At 43.6% G+C, this 17,917-nt stretch carries 14 protein-coding genes; 3 read left to right on the top strand and 11 right to left on the bottom strand.

What is annotated here, in order from left to right; all coding sequences use genetic code 11:
- Positions 1-413: 413 nt before the first annotated feature.
- From PNC201_RS22585 to PNC201_RS22620, 8 genes are all read right to left on the bottom strand, one after another.
- Positions 414-1,649: an ABC transporter permease gene (locus PNC201_RS22585; RefSeq protein WP_102058525.1), complete on the bottom strand. Its 1,236-nt coding sequence runs from the start codon at positions 1,647-1,649 to the stop codon at positions 414-416.
- Complete coding sequence (locus PNC201_RS22590) at positions 1,649-2,839, bottom strand: efflux RND transporter periplasmic adaptor subunit (RefSeq protein WP_102058526.1); 1,191 nt, start codon at positions 2,837-2,839, stop codon at positions 1,649-1,651. Before PNC201_RS22590 ends, PNC201_RS22585 begins: the two co-directional genes overlap by 1 nt.
- Positions 2,836-3,990 (bottom strand): efflux RND transporter periplasmic adaptor subunit, encoded by a 1,155-nt coding sequence (locus PNC201_RS22595; protein ID WP_102058527.1) that lies wholly within the window; start codon positions 3,988-3,990, stop codon positions 2,836-2,838. Before PNC201_RS22595 ends, PNC201_RS22590 begins: the two co-directional genes overlap by 4 nt.
- Positions 3,980-4,930: an HlyD family secretion protein gene (locus tag PNC201_RS22600; protein WP_102058528.1), complete on the bottom strand. Its 951-nt coding sequence runs from the start codon at positions 4,928-4,930 to the stop codon at positions 3,980-3,982. The genes PNC201_RS22595 and PNC201_RS22600 overlap by 11 nt, the downstream gene beginning before the upstream one ends.
- Positions 4,912-5,598 (bottom strand): ABC transporter ATP-binding protein, encoded by a 687-nt coding sequence (locus tag PNC201_RS22605; protein WP_102058529.1) that lies wholly within the window; start codon positions 5,596-5,598, stop codon positions 4,912-4,914. Before PNC201_RS22605 ends, PNC201_RS22600 begins: the two co-directional genes overlap by 19 nt.
- Positions 5,599-5,825: 227 nt before the next feature.
- Positions 5,826-6,278 carry an NfeD family protein gene (locus PNC201_RS22610; RefSeq protein ID WP_102058530.1) on the bottom strand — a complete coding sequence of 151 codons (453 nt, stop codon included), beginning with the start codon at positions 6,276-6,278 and terminating at the stop codon, positions 5,826-5,828.
- Positions 6,279-6,283: 5 nt separating this feature from the next.
- A complete protein-coding gene (locus PNC201_RS22615; RefSeq protein ID WP_095726733.1) occupies positions 6,284-7,234 on the bottom strand; it encodes an SPFH domain-containing protein in 951 nt (316 codons plus the stop codon).
- Positions 7,235-7,381: 147 nt separating this feature from the next.
- Positions 7,382-8,833, bottom strand: coding sequence for a collagenase (locus tag PNC201_RS22620; RefSeq protein WP_102058531.1), 1,452 nt, complete (start codon positions 8,831-8,833; stop codon positions 7,382-7,384).
- A gap of 189 nt (positions 8,834-9,022) precedes the next feature.
- On the opposite strand from PNC201_RS22620, the gene PNC201_RS22625 reads away from it, so the two are divergent.
- Entirely contained in the window at positions 9,023-9,901 is an 879-nt protein-coding gene (locus PNC201_RS22625; RefSeq protein ID WP_102058532.1) for a hypothetical protein, read from the top strand.
- Positions 9,902-9,944: 43 nt separating this feature from the next.
- Here PNC201_RS22625 and PNC201_RS22630 read toward each other — a convergent pair whose 3' ends face one another.
- Both PNC201_RS22630 and nudB read right to left on the bottom strand, forming a co-directional pair.
- The gene (locus tag PNC201_RS22630; protein WP_102058533.1) at positions 9,945-11,066 is read right to left on the bottom strand and encodes an alanine racemase; all 1,122 of its coding nucleotides are present in this window, start codon (positions 11,064-11,066) and stop codon (positions 9,945-9,947) included.
- 7 nt (positions 11,067-11,073) lie between these two features.
- Positions 11,074-11,514, bottom strand: coding sequence for a dihydroneopterin triphosphate diphosphatase (gene nudB, locus PNC201_RS22635; RefSeq protein WP_010607440.1), 441 nt, complete (start codon positions 11,512-11,514; stop codon positions 11,074-11,076).
- A gap of 501 nt (positions 11,515-12,015) precedes the next feature.
- On the opposite strand from nudB, the gene PNC201_RS22645 reads away from it, so the two are divergent.
- Both PNC201_RS22645 and PNC201_RS22650 read left to right on the top strand, forming a co-directional pair.
- Positions 12,016-13,923 carry a M6 family metalloprotease domain-containing protein gene (locus PNC201_RS22645; protein WP_102058534.1) on the top strand — a complete coding sequence of 636 codons (1,908 nt, stop codon included), beginning with the start codon at positions 12,016-12,018 and terminating at the stop codon, positions 13,921-13,923.
- Between the two features lie 202 nt (positions 13,924-14,125).
- A complete protein-coding gene (locus PNC201_RS22650) occupies positions 14,126-15,424 on the top strand; it encodes a methyl-accepting chemotaxis protein (protein WP_102058535.1) in 1,299 nt (432 codons plus the stop codon).
- Between the two features lie 445 nt (positions 15,425-15,869).
- Here PNC201_RS22650 and PNC201_RS22655 read toward each other — a convergent pair whose 3' ends face one another.
- A complete protein-coding gene (locus PNC201_RS22655; RefSeq protein WP_102058536.1) occupies positions 15,870-17,717 on the bottom strand; it encodes a choice-of-anchor I family protein in 1,848 nt (615 codons plus the stop codon).
- Positions 17,718-17,917: the final 200 nt, after the last annotated feature.

Here is a 17,917-nt window from a genome sequence, read left to right on the forward strand (position 1 = left end):
AGCCAGAAGTTATTTCTTAATACAAGGCAAATTTGTGCGTCAATAGCTGGCCTATTGCAAGCAAATTTAACGCAGTAGTAAGGGATAACGTCTGCTAGAGAACAAGTTGTTATCCCGAGTTCTGGTTAGTTAATGACTTTGGTCACTGAGCTGTATGCGAAAAAGTATTTTAACCTGAGGTTTGGATAAGGAATGTTCCAACTCATTGTTGCTAAAGCACAACTTAGCTTTTTCCTTGTCTAGCCAGAGAGTTTTAGGGAAAACAAGGCGAATTTACGCACCAATAGCTGGCTATTGGAAGTGAATTCAACGCAGTTAGCGCTAAAACTGGCTGCTAGAAAGGCATTAGTTATCCGCAGCTCAGGTTATTTTAGTCTCAAAATAAAGGATGGCGTTAGTGCCTTCCTAATTGGTTAATCACTTTGTAAGGCTTCGATCGGGTCTAGCTTTGAAGCCTTGATTGCAGGATATACACCAAATGTTAAGCCAACTAAGGCACAAATACTAAAAGAAAGAATAATAGCACTCAGAGACCAAGAAACCGCCCAGTTTGAATAAAATGCAATTATCTCTGAAAGTAAAATACCAAACACCACGCCTAATAGCCCTCCGAGTATCGAGATGGTAAAACTCTCTGTAATAAACTGAACTTGAATATTTTTCCGAGTCGCACCGATTGCGCGTAATAAGCCAATTTCTTTGGTTCGTTCAAGTACGGTTGCGAGCATGATATTCATAATACCAATACCACCAACAAGGAGTGATATACCCGCAACGCAAGACATCACCATATTAAAAATAGCCTGTGTTTGTTTTTGCTGAGCAAGCAAAGCTGCGGGAATGGTTAGCCTATAGTCATCAATATCGCTATGGCGATTGGTTAATATGTTGGTGATAGCTTGAGATGCCAAAATTGGACTCTGAGATTTGTCGATAGCGAGTTTTAGTTCGGTAACCTCTGGTTCAAGTAATCCTTTATTAAAGCGATGAATGGCGGTCGTTAGCGGAACAAAAATACGGCTTTGTTCACCACCTAGGGCAACGCCTTGAAACTCCTTTTTGTTCAGGTGCGGTGCTTGCAAAATGCCAACAACCTCAAGCCATAAATGGTTAATTTTTACTTGTTGACCAACAGCACTCCCGAGGGGAAACAGAGTTTTTGCGGTATTTGCGCCGAGTAATGCAACCTGCCTATATTCCTTACTATCTTCAGTATTTAGCAGGCGACCCGTCGCGAGTTCATAATGTGCAAGGCTAAAATAGTTTGCTGTGACGCCCGCGGCTTCTCCTTCAAAGCTGCCGAATTCGCTAAATATTTGGTAGGTATCCACCAGTCGCTCAGCCGAAAAGTCACTAACAAAGGGCAGGGCGTCGACAATCACTTGGCCGTCTAATAGATTAAGACCTTGCGAGTGTTTTCGTTGTTCTTTTAGGTCATTCTCTTCAATGTCTTTAGCGCTGACAATAACATTATTGATCCCCATAGAATCGATCATTTTAAGCGCTTCTCGTTCAGCACCTTCACCGATGTTTAACATAGCAATAACGGCACCCACACCAAAAATCATGCCGAGCAAGGTCAATAGGGTTCTGAGCTTATGCTGCTTTAATTGCACAATAGCGTCGGTAAATAAATCCAAATATTTCATTACAGTTCCTTATTCGCGACGAGTGCAATTTGTTGTTTGGGAGATAACCCTGCCAATACTTCAGTATGGCTTAGGTTGCTTTGGCCTAATTCCACTTTTACGCGTTTAAACTGGCTGCCGTCTTTAACTTGAACAAAAAATGCGTTGTTATCATTGATCACGCTATGTTTAGGCACGAGTAACGCTTGTTTATTTTCTTGGACAAATACCGTAGCGAGTACTTTATTGCCCGGCTTGATGTGGGCTGGAGTCTCATCAAGGCTCGCAATGATCTCATAGTATTTTTGTGGATCTCCACGACGAATAGATTGTGGGTAAGGTGATACTTTTGTGATTTTACCATCAAAGCGCTCATCGCTATTGGAGAGCAGGGTAAACGCAACCTTTTGGCCAATCGCAAGGCCAAGCGCTTCTTTTTCATGAACGAAAAGCTTAGCTTGCAGGGATGAAATATCTGGTAACCCCCCGATCTTTTGCCCAGGCCATAGTGCTTGACCTGATTTGGGCTTCTCTCCACGCCAATCGGCACTGAGGGTAAGTAAGCCATCATGTGGCGCGATGACCTCAAGACCTTCTAAGTTTGCGTTGTACATCGCAATTTTGCTTTCATGCTGCTTTGACTGCAATTTTAACAGTTCCATTTCTCCAAGAGCTGAAGATGAAAACTGCTCTGTCTGCCAGCCAAAATAAGCCTCTTTTGCATTGAGATACTCAACATTTTGCATTTGATCTAAAATGTCGAGCTTTGAGCGGATCCGTTCATCGTCAACTGAAAAGGTTTCGGCAAAGTGTTTCTCTTCACTAACGATAACCTTGTCGCTATCCAAATGGGACTTTCTCGTGGTTAAATCACTATCGGTGACCGTAATATCTTGCGCGACTTTGCCTTTGTCGAACTCACTAAAGCGTTTTCGTCTTTCTAATTGGCTGCCATCGAATCGTGCGATAACATCGCCTTTTTTCACCTGAGTGTACTCTGGCATGATCCATGCGAGCGTCTGAGCCCCTCTTGCTGAGGTTGGGGCGGATATGACGGTTTCACTTGCGGCTTCCAATTCGCCTTCTGCATCCACAGTAATCGAAAATGGCTTCGACTCTACGGTATATAGTAGTTGCGCTGGCTGCTCAGGTGCTTCTTGGCAGCCAAGTAACCATAGTGGGACAATGACTGCGAGTAATGTTTTTTTCATAGCTTTACCTCCGCGCCTTGACTAATACCAGAAGAAATCACGGCAAGCGTCGGTGTGGTATAAGAGACAGTGACCTCTTTCTCTCCGCTATTTGTGCTTACATGTACTTTACCCGCGCTTTGTTTTAACGCGTTTAATGGCACGGTCAAGGCGTTATCGAGTTGTGCTGTCACTATCTCTATACGAGCACTCAAGCCTGGCCGCAGCTTTTCGGGATCGACTTTGTCCAGCTCTATAATAGCATCAACAATGCGGCTTTTATCTTGATACGACTTTTCCCTAAAGGCCTTTCCTATTTCAATGAGTGTCCCACCGATAACATAGCCGTCGGCACTGTCTATGGTAACTTTTACTGCTTGCCCCAATTTTATCCGTCCAAAATCGGCTTCTTTAATTTGTGCTTTTACCTGCATTTGTTCAATAACCGATAGCTCAACAACTGGTTGACCAAACTGTATGGACTCACCCACACTGGGTTTTTCTCCTTCCCTGTTTGCGCGATATGCAACTAACCCATCCATTGGCGCTTTTACTTGTAAACGCTCTATGTCACGTTTTAGTTCTTTTACTTCAGCATCCATTCGTGCAACCTTGCTTCTTGCCATTTGGATACTCAGTTCTTTGTTGTTTAGATGAAAAGCGAGTTTGCCGCGGGCAAGTTCTAAATCATTGGTTGCAATGGTGAAATCGATTTGCGCCTTTTTTCGGTCGTTGTCTGAGCGTGAGTTATCTATGATCTCTGCGCGGCGTTTTGCCTTATCGAAGTTCATTTGCGCTTCAGCGAGTGCGAGTTTGTATTCTTCTTCTTGCTTCTCGACTTGAGCTTGTTTATTTTCTAGCTCTTTTTGCGCTTGACTTAGCTTCGAATTATATTCCATCAAGCGATCTCTAACGGTTTGATCGTCAAAAGAAACAACGGTTTGGCCTTTTTGAACCGTGGTATTCTCTGGCATTAACTGCTTTATCTTGTACTGCCACATACGCTTGATTGAAGGAGGGGCTATCAACGCTCGGCTTTTTGATTCTAATTCACCATTTGCTTCTACAGTGATAGTGATTGGCTGTGCCTTAACGATATGTATATCGCTGGGGGCCTGACTGCAGCCAAGTAAATAGAGTGGAATAATTATTGCCAGCAAATTAACTTTCATTTTTCTCTCCTGGCAAAGTTATGCTTCCGCTCATGCCTGGCAGCAGTGGCAAATCGGTGTTGAATGTGAATTTAGCCCGAAAATACATGCCTTGGCCCCAGTCTTGGCGCTTTTCAGGTTGTGTTGATAGCTCAGTGAGCGTACCTAGCGTTGGTGATGAGCGAAAGGCGTCAAATTTTAAATCGGCGGTTTGACCTTCCTTAATACCAAGAGCATCTACTTCATGGATCCAGGCTTCTAAATACAGACCTGCTGTAGAAGGTATTTCTGCTACTTTCCAACCTGTTTGTACAGTTGCGCCAGCAAACAACTTGTTGCCGTGCCAAGGATTGTCCGCATACAAAATGGGCCCGCTATTATTGGCCGTTAGACTCATTTTTTCCAGTTGTTCTTGGTTGTGCGTAAGGCTCGCTTCTAACCGCCTTATCTCTAGCTGCTGTTTCCGAGTATTTGCCTTTGCTTCAGTTTCTGCCTTGCTTAAGCTGATTTCGGCTTTATGATTTTCGATAATCGCTTTTTCTAACGTCAGCTGGTGTTGCTCGTAGTCGTAGGTGCTGATATTGGCTTTTGGCACGCTAGCATCTATCTTGGCTCTTTCGACGAGCAAAATGGTTTTTTTCAACTGAAACTGAGCTTCGAGTATCTTTTGGGCGCCGTCTTGCTCAATTCGTTTGTACTCATCTTTTGCAGCATCAAGCGCCACTTTATCTTGGTCGATTGAGGTCGCGATAGAGCCAGAATCGTAGACGACAACAATATCCCCCTCGTTGGCAACTTCCCCTTCGGGCAGCATCCACTGAATTTGCGTTTTCCAAGAGTCGCTCATCGGTGCGTGAAAGACCTGAGTTTCACCTGCTTTAATAAGGCCTGAGACGATGATTGGTTTGGCAAAAGCCGGCAAAGAGGTGAGCAGGGCGATGCTTATAATGTAGTTGTGCATTGGCTATCCTCGACTTTTTCGCCATCTTTCATTTTGATGATACGCTCGGCATATGCTGCAATATCGTCCTCGTGTGTTACCATCACAATGGTATGGCCTTGCTGGTGTAGCTGGCATAGTAACTCCATGATTTCATGTGAGGTTTTACTATCTAAGTTACCAGTTGGTTCATCGGCAAAAATGACTTTTGGCTCATTAATGAGTGCCCGTGCAATGGCAACACGTTGGCGTTGTCCGCCAGACATTTCGAAGGGTTTATGATGTGCTCTGCTATCAAGACCTACTTTTTTTAGCATGGCAAGTCCACGACTTTTTGCCTCTGATGGGGAAGTCTCGGTGTACCTTAGCGGTAAGATGACATTTTCCAGTGCGGTTAGGCGAGTAAGTAGATGGAATGTTTGAAAGATAAAGCCAATTTTTTGATTTCTAATTTGTGATAAGGCTTCATCTTCCACGGCCTGAATTTCTTGATTAGCAAGATAGTAAGAGCCGGAGGTCGGAGAGTCCAAGCAGCCAAGTATATTCATTAAAGTAGACTTCCCAGAGCCAGAAGACCCCATCACTGCGACAAATTCACCTTCCATTACTTCTAGAGAAACTGATTTTAGTGCATGCACTTGTGTCTCTCCGCTTCCGTATACTCGGCTTAAGTTTTCGACCCGAATCATTGTAGGTTATAATCCCTTGTTTTTTATTATATTTTATTCATGGTTCAGAGGTGTTTAACCTTGTACCTAAATTTGAGTGTAACTGTTGTGCAGGATAGAGTAAACCGAGAAGGTACTAGACGAAAAGAGAATAAGGTAAAAAGTTGTTTCTGAACACAGAGAGTTGTTGAAAATGCCTAACAACATTTGCTGCTAGGCACTTTGTTCGCAAGGCTATACCAATTGGCTTAATTTGGCTCTACCCAAAACGCTCCAACCTCTTTTTTAACCACTTTGACTTGTGTTCCTGCAGTAATAGGTTGTTTACTTTTTAGTTGCCATGCAATACCAGAATAAGTATGAAAAATACGACTATCTGGATTTAAGTCCTTTTCTAGCGTAAAGCTAAGCTCAGCAAAATCACTCGTTACTTCTTTGTCGTCAGTGACATCTTGCATACGTCTTAGTGGTTTCCATAAAAACACCGCCAGTAATGTCGTGACTAGCGCATTAAACCAAAGTGCAGTTAGCCAAGTTTGGTCAAGCATACCTGCGTACATTAGGCCGCCGCTTATCACCAACGATAGACCTAAAAAGAACAATACAAAGGTCGCAAAACCAAGCACAGCAACCTCAACAATTAGGCAAGCAATTCCTAGTACTACTAAGGTTTGTGCTAAGTGCTCAAGTAAAAAGGCCATAGGCGTTACCCTTGCTTTTTATTCAATGTGTTAATAATAGACATGCCTTGTGCGACAAGCGAGCTTGCATCAGTGCCACTTTCTGGCAGCAATACCACAGAAGATTCTTTGGCTATTGCTTCTTTTGCTGCAATGGCTTTTGTTGCCAAGTCAAGCTGTATGGCCTTTTGACCTTCTTCGGTATTTGCGGCTTCACCGACTTTACGCAGGGCTTCAGCTTGTGCGTCTGCAACGGCAATGATCGCCTTTGCTTCACCTTCGGCGCTTAAGATCTGCTCTGCTTTTTCGGCTTCAGCTGCAAGTACTTGTGCTTGCTTCTTACCTTCTGCGACATTGATTGCAGCTTGACGGTCACCCTCAGATTCTAATATTTGAGCACGTTTCACACGCTCAGCCTTCATTTGTGCTTCCATTGCTTCCATTACAGAGTTTGGTGGCACAATATCTTTAATCTCGTAGCGCAGTACTTGAATGCCCCACGGATCAGAAGCTGAGTTGATGGCGGCGACGATGTTGGTGTTAAGCAAATCTCGTTCTTCAAAGGTTTTATCCAACTCCATTTTGCCCAATTCACTACGCATGGTGGTTTGCGCAAGCTGAGTTACCGCGAAGATATAATCGTCAACACCGTAAGTCGCTTTATACGGATCTAAAACCCTAAAATAGAGTACACCATCGACAATCAATGAAATATTGTCTTTGGTTATGGCTGATTGAGACGGTACATCAACTGCTTGCTCTTTTAAGCTTCTATCGGCGGCTACACGATCGATAAATGGCAGAATAAAGTTAAGGCCGGCTTCTTTAGTGGATTGATACTTGCCGAAACGTTCAATAATCCACGCACGGTTCTGCGGGACAAATTTGATACTACCTTTTAGTACCACGATAACGAAAATCAATAAAAACGCTTGAATGGTAAAAAGGTAATCAAAAATAAGTGTGACTGGATCCATGTTAGCTCTCCTACTACATAAGAATTGTTCGCATCAAATGCATGTTCCCAATATAGATGAACCATTAGTGAATTACTATAAATAAATTCACTCAGAGGTATAGCGATGGCAATCATCCTCAAACGATAGCCATCGTTACTTACTCTATTAAAGTAGTTCTACTTTTATTTCTATCCATGCGGTAGCGCTATTTTCTGCTCCGCCCTTTGATGTCGGGGTGATTTTGAATCCTCCCCAGTGATCGGTATATGAATTTCCGATTGTTAGCTCCGAATCGGTTTGGTCGTCACCCCACCAGCCTGGTGTTTTTGACCCTGGGGTCATATCTAAGAGGTAAGAGGTCGTTTTCCAAAAGCGTGGGTCTTGCTCATTTTCGAAGTAGCCCTCTAAATTGATGAGTATGCCGTTTTTGGTATTTGGATATCGCGCATTTGTAGTTCTGTACTCTAACCAATACGTATATAAGCCGTTACCCGATTTTAGCTTTAATCCGATATATCCTTGATCATTGCGCCCGTGGTCAAATGCATAAATGCGATATGTTCCCGATGAGGTAATGAGTGGGACTTCTGATCCGCTTACCCAACCGAAATACTTTTTGTACAGTAAGTTATATTCTTCTAAAGAATGAGCGCCCATTCCCATCATGCTATATACGTTACCATAGTTTAAGCTTTCCTTTGCATAATCATGATCGCCAATTACTCTACCAGGGCCAGCTTCTAGCGCTTTAGCATGACGTAGCCCTAGTGCATGTCCTAACTCATGTGCCACCACGCCTGATTTGTGGTGATATAAACTGATTGAAGGAGGAGCAGCGCTGGAATTGAAGTTACCAACTTGAGGGGCAACCATCATTACCACATTACCAGTTCCAGGGTTTTCGGGGTCAACGCCGTTGGCTTTAACATGCTTCTTCCATTCAGCTGTCCAACCGTGAAAGTCATTGTCAAAGTCACTTTTGGGTCGAGCAATATTAATTATTGGCACCGATGTATCATATGTGAGGTTAAATTTACCGTAAGATTGGTCCGTGTAATATGCTGCAGCATCAGCTAAATCACGCTGCATTGAATTCCAGTTAAGTTGCGCATCGCTAAATTGAAATCTAAAAACCTTGATGTTGGCATAATTTAAAGGATAACCATCATTATTTCCAGGTGGTGGAGTAGAACCTAAGTTACGGCATGAGGTTGCACCTAAATCAACGACTAATGAGGCCCCTTGACTGGCCCCATCTAACGTAATGTAAGTCCAATATTGGTTTAAGTTCTTAAGCACGATACATTCGCTATTACCGTTTCTTTTTGAATTTGGATCGCTACCGTCCAGTTTTGGCCACCCCCCATTTTTTGAATATAAATTAAGATTTCCTGAGCCATGTCCAGTGGTAATTGCCAAACTATTTGCACCTGGAATACTTAAGTAAGTTCGAGCACCACTCGGAAGGCAAATAGGTTGCTTATTTTCAATTTCTCTTCCAGTAAATGGGGCTGAGGATTTACAGGTGTCAGTGAGTTGAGCTGCACTTGCCGGACCTGCCGTTAATAGTAATAGAAGCGCATAACAGCGCGCTCTTCTCAAATATATCTTTTTCACAGTTGTATCCTTATTAAATAAGCTTGCTAATTTACAAGCCTATTTAACATAGGATTAAAGTATACAATATTCAATATAATATTCTTGTGAATTTGCTAAAGGTATGGATTTTACAATCGTAAAATCCTCAACTAAATTTAGAGAGGGAGGTATTAGGTTCAGGAATCCTTTTGTTTACCAGGTAATTGAATGATGTATATGAATTTTCTGGGGTACCTATTTGTCGTTTTTTGCTTAGCAGTCACTGCTAATGTTGATGCAACAACGATTCAGATATTTTTGGATGATGAAGAAGACCTCGCTATTTTGACGCAAAAAGCTAAACCTGAAAATATTGCTGGCGCAACCAACAAAATACTATTTGAACAGTTAAACCTCTCAAACATTGAGTTTCTCGGCGCAAGTTATAAACGGACGTTACGCTCAATGCTAAAGCAAGATAAATCAGCTATTTGCACTCTTAACAAAGTAAAAACTACTTATCGCGAAAAAAACTTTCTATTCAGCTTGCCAGTAAATTTTTATATCAGTAGACGTCTATATCAACATGCTGATTCACCTCCGCTATCTAAAGAAGTGCTTGATGAAGAAGGTAATGTAGTCTCTCTTATGCAACTTTTTAACGTATACAGAAATAAGCTGATAGTAACTGCTGACGATCTGTCATATGGGCCTTTTTTAGATAAGCAATTAGCACAGGTGGATAGCGCTAATAAAGTGGTGAGAGGTGGAAGTAATCATTATGAAACTGTACATCGGATGTTCGAATTGAAACGTGTGGATTTTTTGCTTGGTTACCCTGTTGAAGTGATGCGATATGCCAAGAGCAACCAAGATAAATATGAGTCCTATCTAATCGCGGATTCACCTCGGTTTATTTTAGGTCATGTGATGTGTAATAAGACTCAAGTAAGCAGGCTGGTGTTAGAGAGAGTAAATCAGGTACTACTCAGTAATTATGGTACCAAAGAGTTTTTATTGGCCCATATAAATTATTTACCCGTTCAGGAGCATCGATCTATTCAGGAAGTTATAGAGCGCTACATAGATCAACTCGGCTCAAACTAATCCACTAAGCATGCTCCTGATCCTGTGTCGGGCGGTACAGCTATCACCACCCCCCAAATCTTGGCCAAAACTCGATGTCATCATGACTTAACACATGATAGCCCGAGTGCTGAGCAGCTGTTGCACATGCATGATTTGGTAAAATACGTAGTAGGTCACCATGTTTCACGTCTGGTAAGGTGAAGCCGGGTTCACATTCAATAACGCCATGTTCTTGATTTGCTGAGGTTACTTTGAGCCCAGGCAGCAAATTACCCGCTTGGTCACAGACGAGGCCATAGCCGCAATCAAACGCTTGACTCGCGGTACCCCTGTCTCTTGAAAGCGCCATCCAACCTGCATCTATAAAGAGTTTATTTTCACTACGCTTGATACCAGTGACACGTGTTAGCACGCTTAGTGCAATATCTTCGATATCACATATGCCGATACCAGCCATAACAAGGTCGAAGAATGTGTAGACCCCAGCTCGCACTTCAGTGATCCCATCTAGGTTTTGCGTTGACAGCGCTGTTGGTGTAGAGCCAATACTCAGCACTGTTGTGGCAATTTGGGCTTCTTCTAACATCGAGGCGGCAGCCACAACCGCTGAGCGCTCTTTCTCTGCAAACTGTATTAGCTGCTCTAGGGTGTTACAGGCGTATGAGCCGCCTGCATGTGTAAGCAAGCCCTGATATAAACCACCGCTTTCCAGTATGGTTGCGATTGTCACGATCTCTTTGTTTTTAGGACTAAGTCCTGCCCGATGTCCGTCACAGTCGATTTCTATCAGACAACTAATTTTACAGCCATTTTCCGCGCAAAATTGAGAGACAAACATAGCTTGTTCCATGCTGTCTAGTAGTATGGTTAAATTGACACCTTGATTGATAAGGACAAGAACGCGTTGTAACTTATCCTCTGTTATCCCCACCGCATAAGTGATATTGGTGTAACCTTCCGCTGCAAACGTTTCTGCTTCTTTTAGGGTGGAAACCGTACATCCCGCTTGCTTGTCGGCCAAAATATAGTTTGCGGCTGCAGTAGATTTTACCGTTTTCAAATGTGGGCGAAGAGCCACATTAAAAGCATCAAGATGCTTTTCCATGCGCGAAAGGTTATGTAAAAAAGCAATTTTATCAACAACTAAACATGGTGTTTGTAAAGATCCTAATGATGTAAACATAGCTCAATCATACTCCTATAAGTTCTATTGCCTGTCGATTGCTTGGGGACCAGACGCGTTCACAAGCGTGTGTTTTGTTTAGCCAGATAAAGTCCGTGTGTTCATCTTCAGCAAGTACCACGCTGATCCCTGACGGTACTTGGACACTAAAAACATGCTCAGTGTTCATGGTAACACCCGGCTCATAGCGATGGCGCCACTGTGGTCTTATCGTGTATTGATTCGTTTTATTATGCGAGTGGATGGTGATCCCAAGCGCCGCGGCGTCAATGCTGGTTTCTTCTTTTAACTCTCTATAAGCGGTAGCCATTGGAGTTTCACCGGGATCAACTCCCCCAGTTACCGATTGCCAAAAGTGTTTGTCGTCTGCCCTTTGTAATAGCAAAAACTCATTATGCTCGTTGTATATTACGACTAACACCGAAATGGGTTTACGTAGTGCCGACATGGTTTACATCAAATCAGGAACATGTACTTTGAGTTTAACTAGTTGAATCGCACTCGGCAATTGGTCCAAAGCGAATTTTGGACAAAAAAAAGCAGGCCATACTGGCCTGCATAAAAACTCCAATAGCAACAAGCTGTGCCAAGGAAATCCCAATAATGCCAACATCCTAGTCGGCAAGCTCTACTTCTCGGGAGTTCAATTGTGACTTTAGGCACGCCTAGTTACGCAGGTAAAAAGGTGCAGCCCCAAAGGAACGAGACCAATGCTAATGTAATGTTTAGTACTTGTAAACTATAAATTGAAAAAAATAGTTTAAATGGGCTTTTTTTGCTCACTTTGAAATGTAAAAGCTTCTAAAATGATGAAATTGTAATCGTTGTAACTATTTGTTATTTATCTAATTGATAAATTTTGTACCTTTAATGGGCTGGTGGTTGTTGCAATTTTGTATCCTTTCTGTATGTTAACGAGTTGTACAACATGTAACCTAGGAAAGGAAAAATGAAATTAACATCAGCAATTATCGCAACGTCATTATTGGCAACCAGTGTCGCAGTAAACGCGGCTATACCTTATAAAAATGAACAGTACCAATTTACCCAACCAAGTGGTGAGGTGATCACACTTATCCTTAATGGTAATACGTACTTTGCTCAGCAGCGTACACTTGACGGCGAGCTTGTAGTGTATGACGCCTCGCTTAAAGGCATGGCTTACGCTCAGGTTTCGGCCGATGGTGAGCGACTTATATCAACAGGTAAGTTAGTTACTGAACAAGAAAAACTGGGAATAAAAAGTCGCTCAGTTTCAACTGAGCGGCAAGGATTATCATCTGCTGCTATTGCAAAAAAAGTAAAAGCGGCACAACAAGTAATGTTAGGTCAAAACCAAACACCTGTCGACTTGGTACATACGCATCAGTTTGAACGCAATAACAATGAAACGGCGTTGAATGCTGAGATCAGTGGTCAAGTAAAAGGGTTAACCATCATCATTGATTTCCCTGATGAGCGCGGCACTATCACAAAAGCGCAAGTTGAGCGTTTTTTAAATGACCAAAATTACAATGAATTTGGTAACGCGCAGTCAGTAAGAGGGTATTTTTCGTCGGTCTCTGGAGGCAAGCTCGATTATACCAATACGGTAACGGCTTATTACACCGCAAAGAAAAACAAAGCGTATTACGCGGATAGCGCATTAAGCTCAACAGTACGCTCGCAAGAACTCATAAAAGAAGCGCTAAATTGGCTTGAATTTCAACAGGGATTTGATTTTAGTTCGCTGACTACAAATGGTAGCGGGCAGATCCGTGGGTTAAATATTTTTTATGCTGGCAACTCTGATAGTGCATGGTCTAAAGGCTTATGGCCACATATGGCAAGGCTCAGTCCACGTTTTTGTGCTGATGGCGTGTGTACCGATCGCTATCAAATCACTGATATGGGGAATAGCCTTGCAATTGGCACCTTTGTCCATGAATCTGGTCACTTGATCACAAATTGGCCCGATCTTTATGATTATGATGGCAGCTCAGAGGGCTCTGTCGCAAGTTTTGGTGTTATGGGGTTTGGCGCGATTGGCGCTTCCAACCGTTTTAAGCCGACGCCACCTGTTGCACACTTTAGAGCCATAGCTGGTTGGGATACGGTAACTGAACTTAACCCAGCCGTAAATGCCAATGCCCCAACAGGAAGGCTCAGCCATATTTCAGGCGCTAATAGCTCATATAAATGGACCAACCCAAGTAACGCGAATGAAGCTTTTTACATTGAGGCTATTCATCAATCGGGACAAAACTCAGAGCAACTCGATTCAGGTTTGGCTATTTGGCACGTTGATTCCGCGGGCAATAACTCGAATGAATGGTATCCGTATATCCAAATGGAGCATGGTGATGCCAAGCGAGATCCTGAAAATGGCCGAAACCGTGGGGATAATGGCGATTTATTTGATGTGGCCGGAGAGTTTAGTGCCACACTGCCGAATGCGTTGAGTAGCAAAGGGACGAATGCGCTATGGTGGAATGGAAGCGACTCGGGCTTGTCCATCAGCAATATTTCTGATCCCGCTGCAGAGATCCAATTTACCGTAAGCGGTAGTACAACCCCACCACCAGCGGGAGATGTTTACACTGGATACTTAACGGACAAGCAACAAGCCATACAACCTGACGGCAGTTGGTTTCAGTACAGCGGTGGCACAATCGCACTTACGTTAGAGGGACCGGCGAACGCAGACTTCGATTTGAAACTCGAAGCTTGGCAAGGTGGTGCATGGCAACAAGTTGCCATTTCGGAGACGCCGACCTCACAAGAGTCAATTAACTATACGGCAAATTCAGGTTACTACCGCATCTTGGTTTATTCATACAGCGGTGCGGGTGATTACCGTCTGACGGTACAGAAGTAGTTAACCAAAGCGCTGCACTGGTTAGTCAATACAATTGATATAATGCCAAGTCGCGTTGCTTGTGTGGTAAGCGCGCGGCTTGTTTTTACTTTGGTGGATACTCTAGTGCACCAAATTCCACTTTCTTATCTATAATTCATACTTTATTACCAAAATTATGATAATAATGCGGTCATGCATATTGTTTGTTATGGAATAGCTTATGAATTTTTTTCGAAAGCCAAATCAAGAAGTTGAAAATTTGACCGCTGAACTCAAGCGTGCTCGGGCATTACTTTCTGCGATTGATGAAGCGGTCGCAAAGATTGAATTTACACCCGATGGTCAAATAGCAGCAGTCAACCAACATTTTCTTGCTGTCGTGGGTTACACTGAGACTGAAGTGATAGGGCGGCACCATCGTATTTTTTGCCATAAAGACTATGTAAGTTCTTCGGAATATCGCAGTTTTTGGGCAAGCCTTCAACATGGCCAGGCTCAGTATGGTAATTTTGAACGCTTTACCAAAAAAGGTGATGTAGTTTGGCTTGATGCTACCTATTTCCCAGTTGAAGAGAATGGCAAAGTCACCCGTATTGTTAAAATTGCGAATGACATCACAGCAGAAAAACTCACCATCAAAGCACAAGAAGCGATAGCTAAAGCGCTAAACAAATCCATGGCAACCATAGAGTTTACACCCGAGGGCGTTATTTTAGATGCGAATCCAAATTTCACGGCAACAGTGGGTTATAAACTCAGTGAGATTAAAGGTCAGCATCATCGAATGTTCTGTGACGACAGCTTTTATAAAGAGCAGCCAAATTTTTGGCAAGAGCTAGCAAAAGGACAGCATAAAAGTGGTCGCTTTCATCGCTTAGGTAAACATGGCGAAGATATTTGGATTGAAGCAACGTACAACCCTATTTTTGATGAACACGGCAAAGTCATTAAAGTGATAAAGTTTGCGACGAATATCACGGCGCGGGTGCAAAAAGCGCATCGAGTCGCACAAGCTGCCGAAGTTGCGCAGGTGACATCTGAGCAAACCGAGCAAATAGCGGCCCGTGCGAGTTTGCTGCTGCAAGAGTCTGTCAGTACCTCTGGACTTATTTCTAATCAAGTGCGAAGTGCAATGGCCGCAATAGCACAGCTTAATGAACAGTCAAAAGGGATTTCGGCAATTGTGTCCACCATCAGCGCGATTGCGGAGCAAACCAATTTGTTAGCTCTCAATGCAGCGATAGAAGCCGCCAGAGCGGGCGAGCAGGGAAGAGGATTTGCGGTGGTAGCCGATGAAGTAAGAAGTTTAGCAGCACGTACTTCGCAGTCGACCAACGAAATCAATGATGTAGTAAATCAGAATGAAGTGTTAACTAAAGAAGCCACGGCACTGATGAATACGGTGTCCGAAAGTACTGAGCTTGGTCTTGCACAAATCGATGAAGTGAACAAAGTGATGAATGAAATAAAGCAAGGTGCAGAAAACCTCACAAATACGGTTAAAGGATTGTCAGAATAACCTAAAGATCGCCGCGTAAAGCGGCTCCCACCAAGGGTTTAAGTATGTTGTAGGAGCGGATTCACCCCGCGCTCTTTTCCCAAATGATCGCCGCGTAAAGCACCTCCCACCAAGGGCTCGAATATGTTGTGGGAGCGGGTTCACCCCGCGCTCTTTTCCCAAATGATCGCCGCGTAAAGCACCTCCCACCAAGGGCTCGAATATGTTGTGGGAACGGGTTCACCCCGCACTCTTTTCCTCAATGATCGCCGCGTAAAGCACCTCCCACTAAGGGCTCGAATATGTTGTGGGAACGGGTTCACCCCGCACTCTTTTCCCCAATGATCGCCGCGTAAAGCACCTCCCACCAAGGGCTCGAATATGTTGTGGGAGCGGGTTCACCCCGCGATCTTTTCATCAAGATCGGCGCATAGAGCGCCTTCCACAGCGACAGAATGTGAATGGTTTATTTTTCAGCGATTTGCCATACCGCAACTGAGCCGGAAATTTCATTACCGATCACCAATAAAGCTTCGCCAGTTGCACTTTTGTCGGCAGGAATAAATGCCATGCCCTCAGGGGCTAAGTCGCCACTGATTTCGGCATCGTCAACTAATCCGCGGTTGTAAAAATAATCTTCAAACTTAACATCGTAAGGGTTGGTGATATCGTAAACCATGATACTACCCATACGCTCTAAGCCAACGAATGCAAAGGTGCGTTCACCAATTTGACCAAGCGCTAGTGCTTCCGGCTCTGGGCCTTTTGCATCAGATCGCGTATCGCCTTCATTGGTGTCTTCATCATTGTTAAATTGTGCACCATGCACGGAGGCTGTGATCCGCTCGATTTGATCGCCAGAGTCGAACACCACAAGGCCGTTGCTATCCCAAATGGTGAATGAACGTGCACCATAGGTGTACAGCGCTTCATATTGGCCGTCATTATTTTCATCGCCTTTCACCGTTGTGACTTTAAGGCGACCAATGTCGTCATCGTCATTATTGAGATAAGCAAAGTTGCTTGCTAAGGTAAGATCTTCGGCACGGCTCTCATCAATGTACGCTAAACAACCATCGTCTTTATCGTAATCTAGGCCACCTTTCGCGGTACAGTCGGCTTCATCAGCAGCATCAAAAAAGTATTCTCTACCATCACCTTCATTGGCAGAGACAATAAAGTTCGCGCCTTTCCATGTGTAGCTAGAGATAGTGTCTGGCTGATACATGCCATAAAGACCGGGGTACTTTTTAAAATTGATCTTTTTATCTTTATCCGAGGCATCCATGGTGTAATTTGACCAGTCTTTGAATCCCAAACCGACTAAATTAAGGCTATTGTCACTTAGATCTACGATAGCGAGTGCGTTGTTTTCTTGAATTGAAACATAGGCGAAGCGGTTGTCTTTAGAGATGGTGACATATTCCGGTTCTAAATCCATCGCAACTGTCGTATTAATAAGTTTGCCATTGATAGTGCGACCAGTTGGATTGGCGAAGACAATGCCTTGTGCTTCTAGCTCAGCTTGCTTTGTGTTAAATGCGCTAAAGTCTAATTGTGTTGCTGTATTTGCAACTACGCCGTTTGTAATGTTGATAATGCTGATGCTACCTTCAGGATCAACGCTGTAGTCACCTGCGGGTTCCCCTTCATTTGCGACCACGACCTTGTTGCCATCATGAGTAAAGGTAACCATATCAGGTAGTGCACCTGCCGTTACATTTTTAACAAAGGCCGGAGTTGCGCCTGAGATATCATAAAAAGCGATTTGTCCTGAGTCACCCGTAGTCTTGGCAGCCATTGCAACTGCCAATAGTTGGTTGTTTTCGTCAACTGCAATACTGTTTGCGTCGCCGGGTGTATTGTCGTTTAAGTTGATTGTCATGGCTGATGTTAAATTTGTAGCGGTAATAACACCTTCATTATTTTTGACCAGAGCGGCCGTATCAAAGCTGGTTGCTGGAATAACTTCAACCACAGCGGCACTGCCTGAACTATTAATGGCATATATCCATTTTTTGGATGCTTGGTAAGCGACAATTTCAGCGGCGCCTTCAGGGCTTTCTGCATTAAGCACTGCGCGTCCCACAAGACTTATTTCAAGCATGCTATTGGCGTTAGTGCCATCGGTTCCGTCTTGTCCGTTTGCCCCATCTTGGCCGTCGGAGCCATTTGAACCATTTTGTCCATCGTTACCATCTTGTCCGGCAACGCCTTGTTGCCCTTGCGAGCCTGTGGCGCCATCGTCACCATCAAGTGAACAGCCAGTGAGAAGAGAAAGCAAAGAGAGCGCGATAAGTGAGTGCTTAAACATAAAATATCCTGATTATTATTGTTAAAGCAGCTACTTAATCACAAAAATATGACTCTTATATGGCAATGAGGTTTCACAATTATTGTGAGAAATTCATTGATATCACTGAGCTGGAAGTAATGCCATTCAAGCGTTTGTACCATCGGCATCAAAGGATGATCAGGCAAAAGTTGGTATTGCGGTTGGTGCAATTAGGTACA

This window comes from Pseudoalteromonas sp. NC201, assembly GCF_002850255.1.
In the GTDB taxonomy this organism is placed as follows: Bacteria; Pseudomonadota; Gammaproteobacteria; order Enterobacterales; family Alteromonadaceae; genus Pseudoalteromonas.

Excerpts from the sequence above, each read along its gene's own strand:
- PNC201_RS22655 (WP_102058536.1), bottom strand. The coding sequence starts at position 17,717 with ATGTTTAAGCACTCACTTATCGCGCTCTCTTTGCTTTCTCTTCTCACT.
- PNC201_RS22610 (WP_102058530.1), bottom strand. The coding sequence starts at position 6,278 with ATGGCCTTTTTACTTGAGCACTTAGCACAAACCTTAGTAGTACTAGGA.
- PNC201_RS22590 (WP_102058526.1), bottom strand. The coding sequence starts at position 2,839 with ATGAAAAAAACATTACTCGCAGTCATTGTCCCACTATGGTTACTTGGC.
- PNC201_RS22615 (WP_095726733.1), bottom strand. The coding sequence starts at position 7,234 with ATGGATCCAGTCACACTTATTTTTGATTACCTTTTTACCATTCAAGCG.
- PNC201_RS22585 (WP_102058525.1), bottom strand. The coding sequence starts at position 1,649 with ATGAAATATTTGGATTTATTTACCGACGCTATTGTGCAATTAAAGCAG.
- PNC201_RS22650 (WP_102058535.1), top strand. The coding sequence starts at position 14,126 with ATGAATTTTTTTCGAAAGCCAAATCAAGAAGTTGAAAATTTGACCGCT.
- nudB (WP_010607440.1), bottom strand. The coding sequence starts at position 11,514 with ATGTCGGCACTACGTAAACCCATTTCGGTGTTAGTCGTAATATACAAC.
- PNC201_RS22605 (WP_102058529.1), bottom strand. The coding sequence starts at position 5,598 with ATGATTCGGGTCGAAAACTTAAGCCGAGTATACGGAAGCGGAGAGACA.
- PNC201_RS22600 (WP_102058528.1), bottom strand. The coding sequence starts at position 4,930 with ATGCACAACTACATTATAAGCATCGCCCTGCTCACCTCTTTGCCGGCT.
- PNC201_RS22645 (WP_102058534.1), top strand. The coding sequence starts at position 12,016 with ATGAAATTAACATCAGCAATTATCGCAACGTCATTATTGGCAACCAGT.
- PNC201_RS22595 (WP_102058527.1), bottom strand. The coding sequence starts at position 3,990 with ATGAAAGTTAATTTGCTGGCAATAATTATTCCACTCTATTTACTTGGC.
- PNC201_RS22630 (WP_102058533.1), bottom strand. The coding sequence starts at position 11,066 with ATGTTTACATCATTAGGATCTTTACAAACACCATGTTTAGTTGTTGAT.
- PNC201_RS22625 (WP_102058532.1), top strand. The coding sequence starts at position 9,023 with ATGATGTATATGAATTTTCTGGGGTACCTATTTGTCGTTTTTTGCTTA.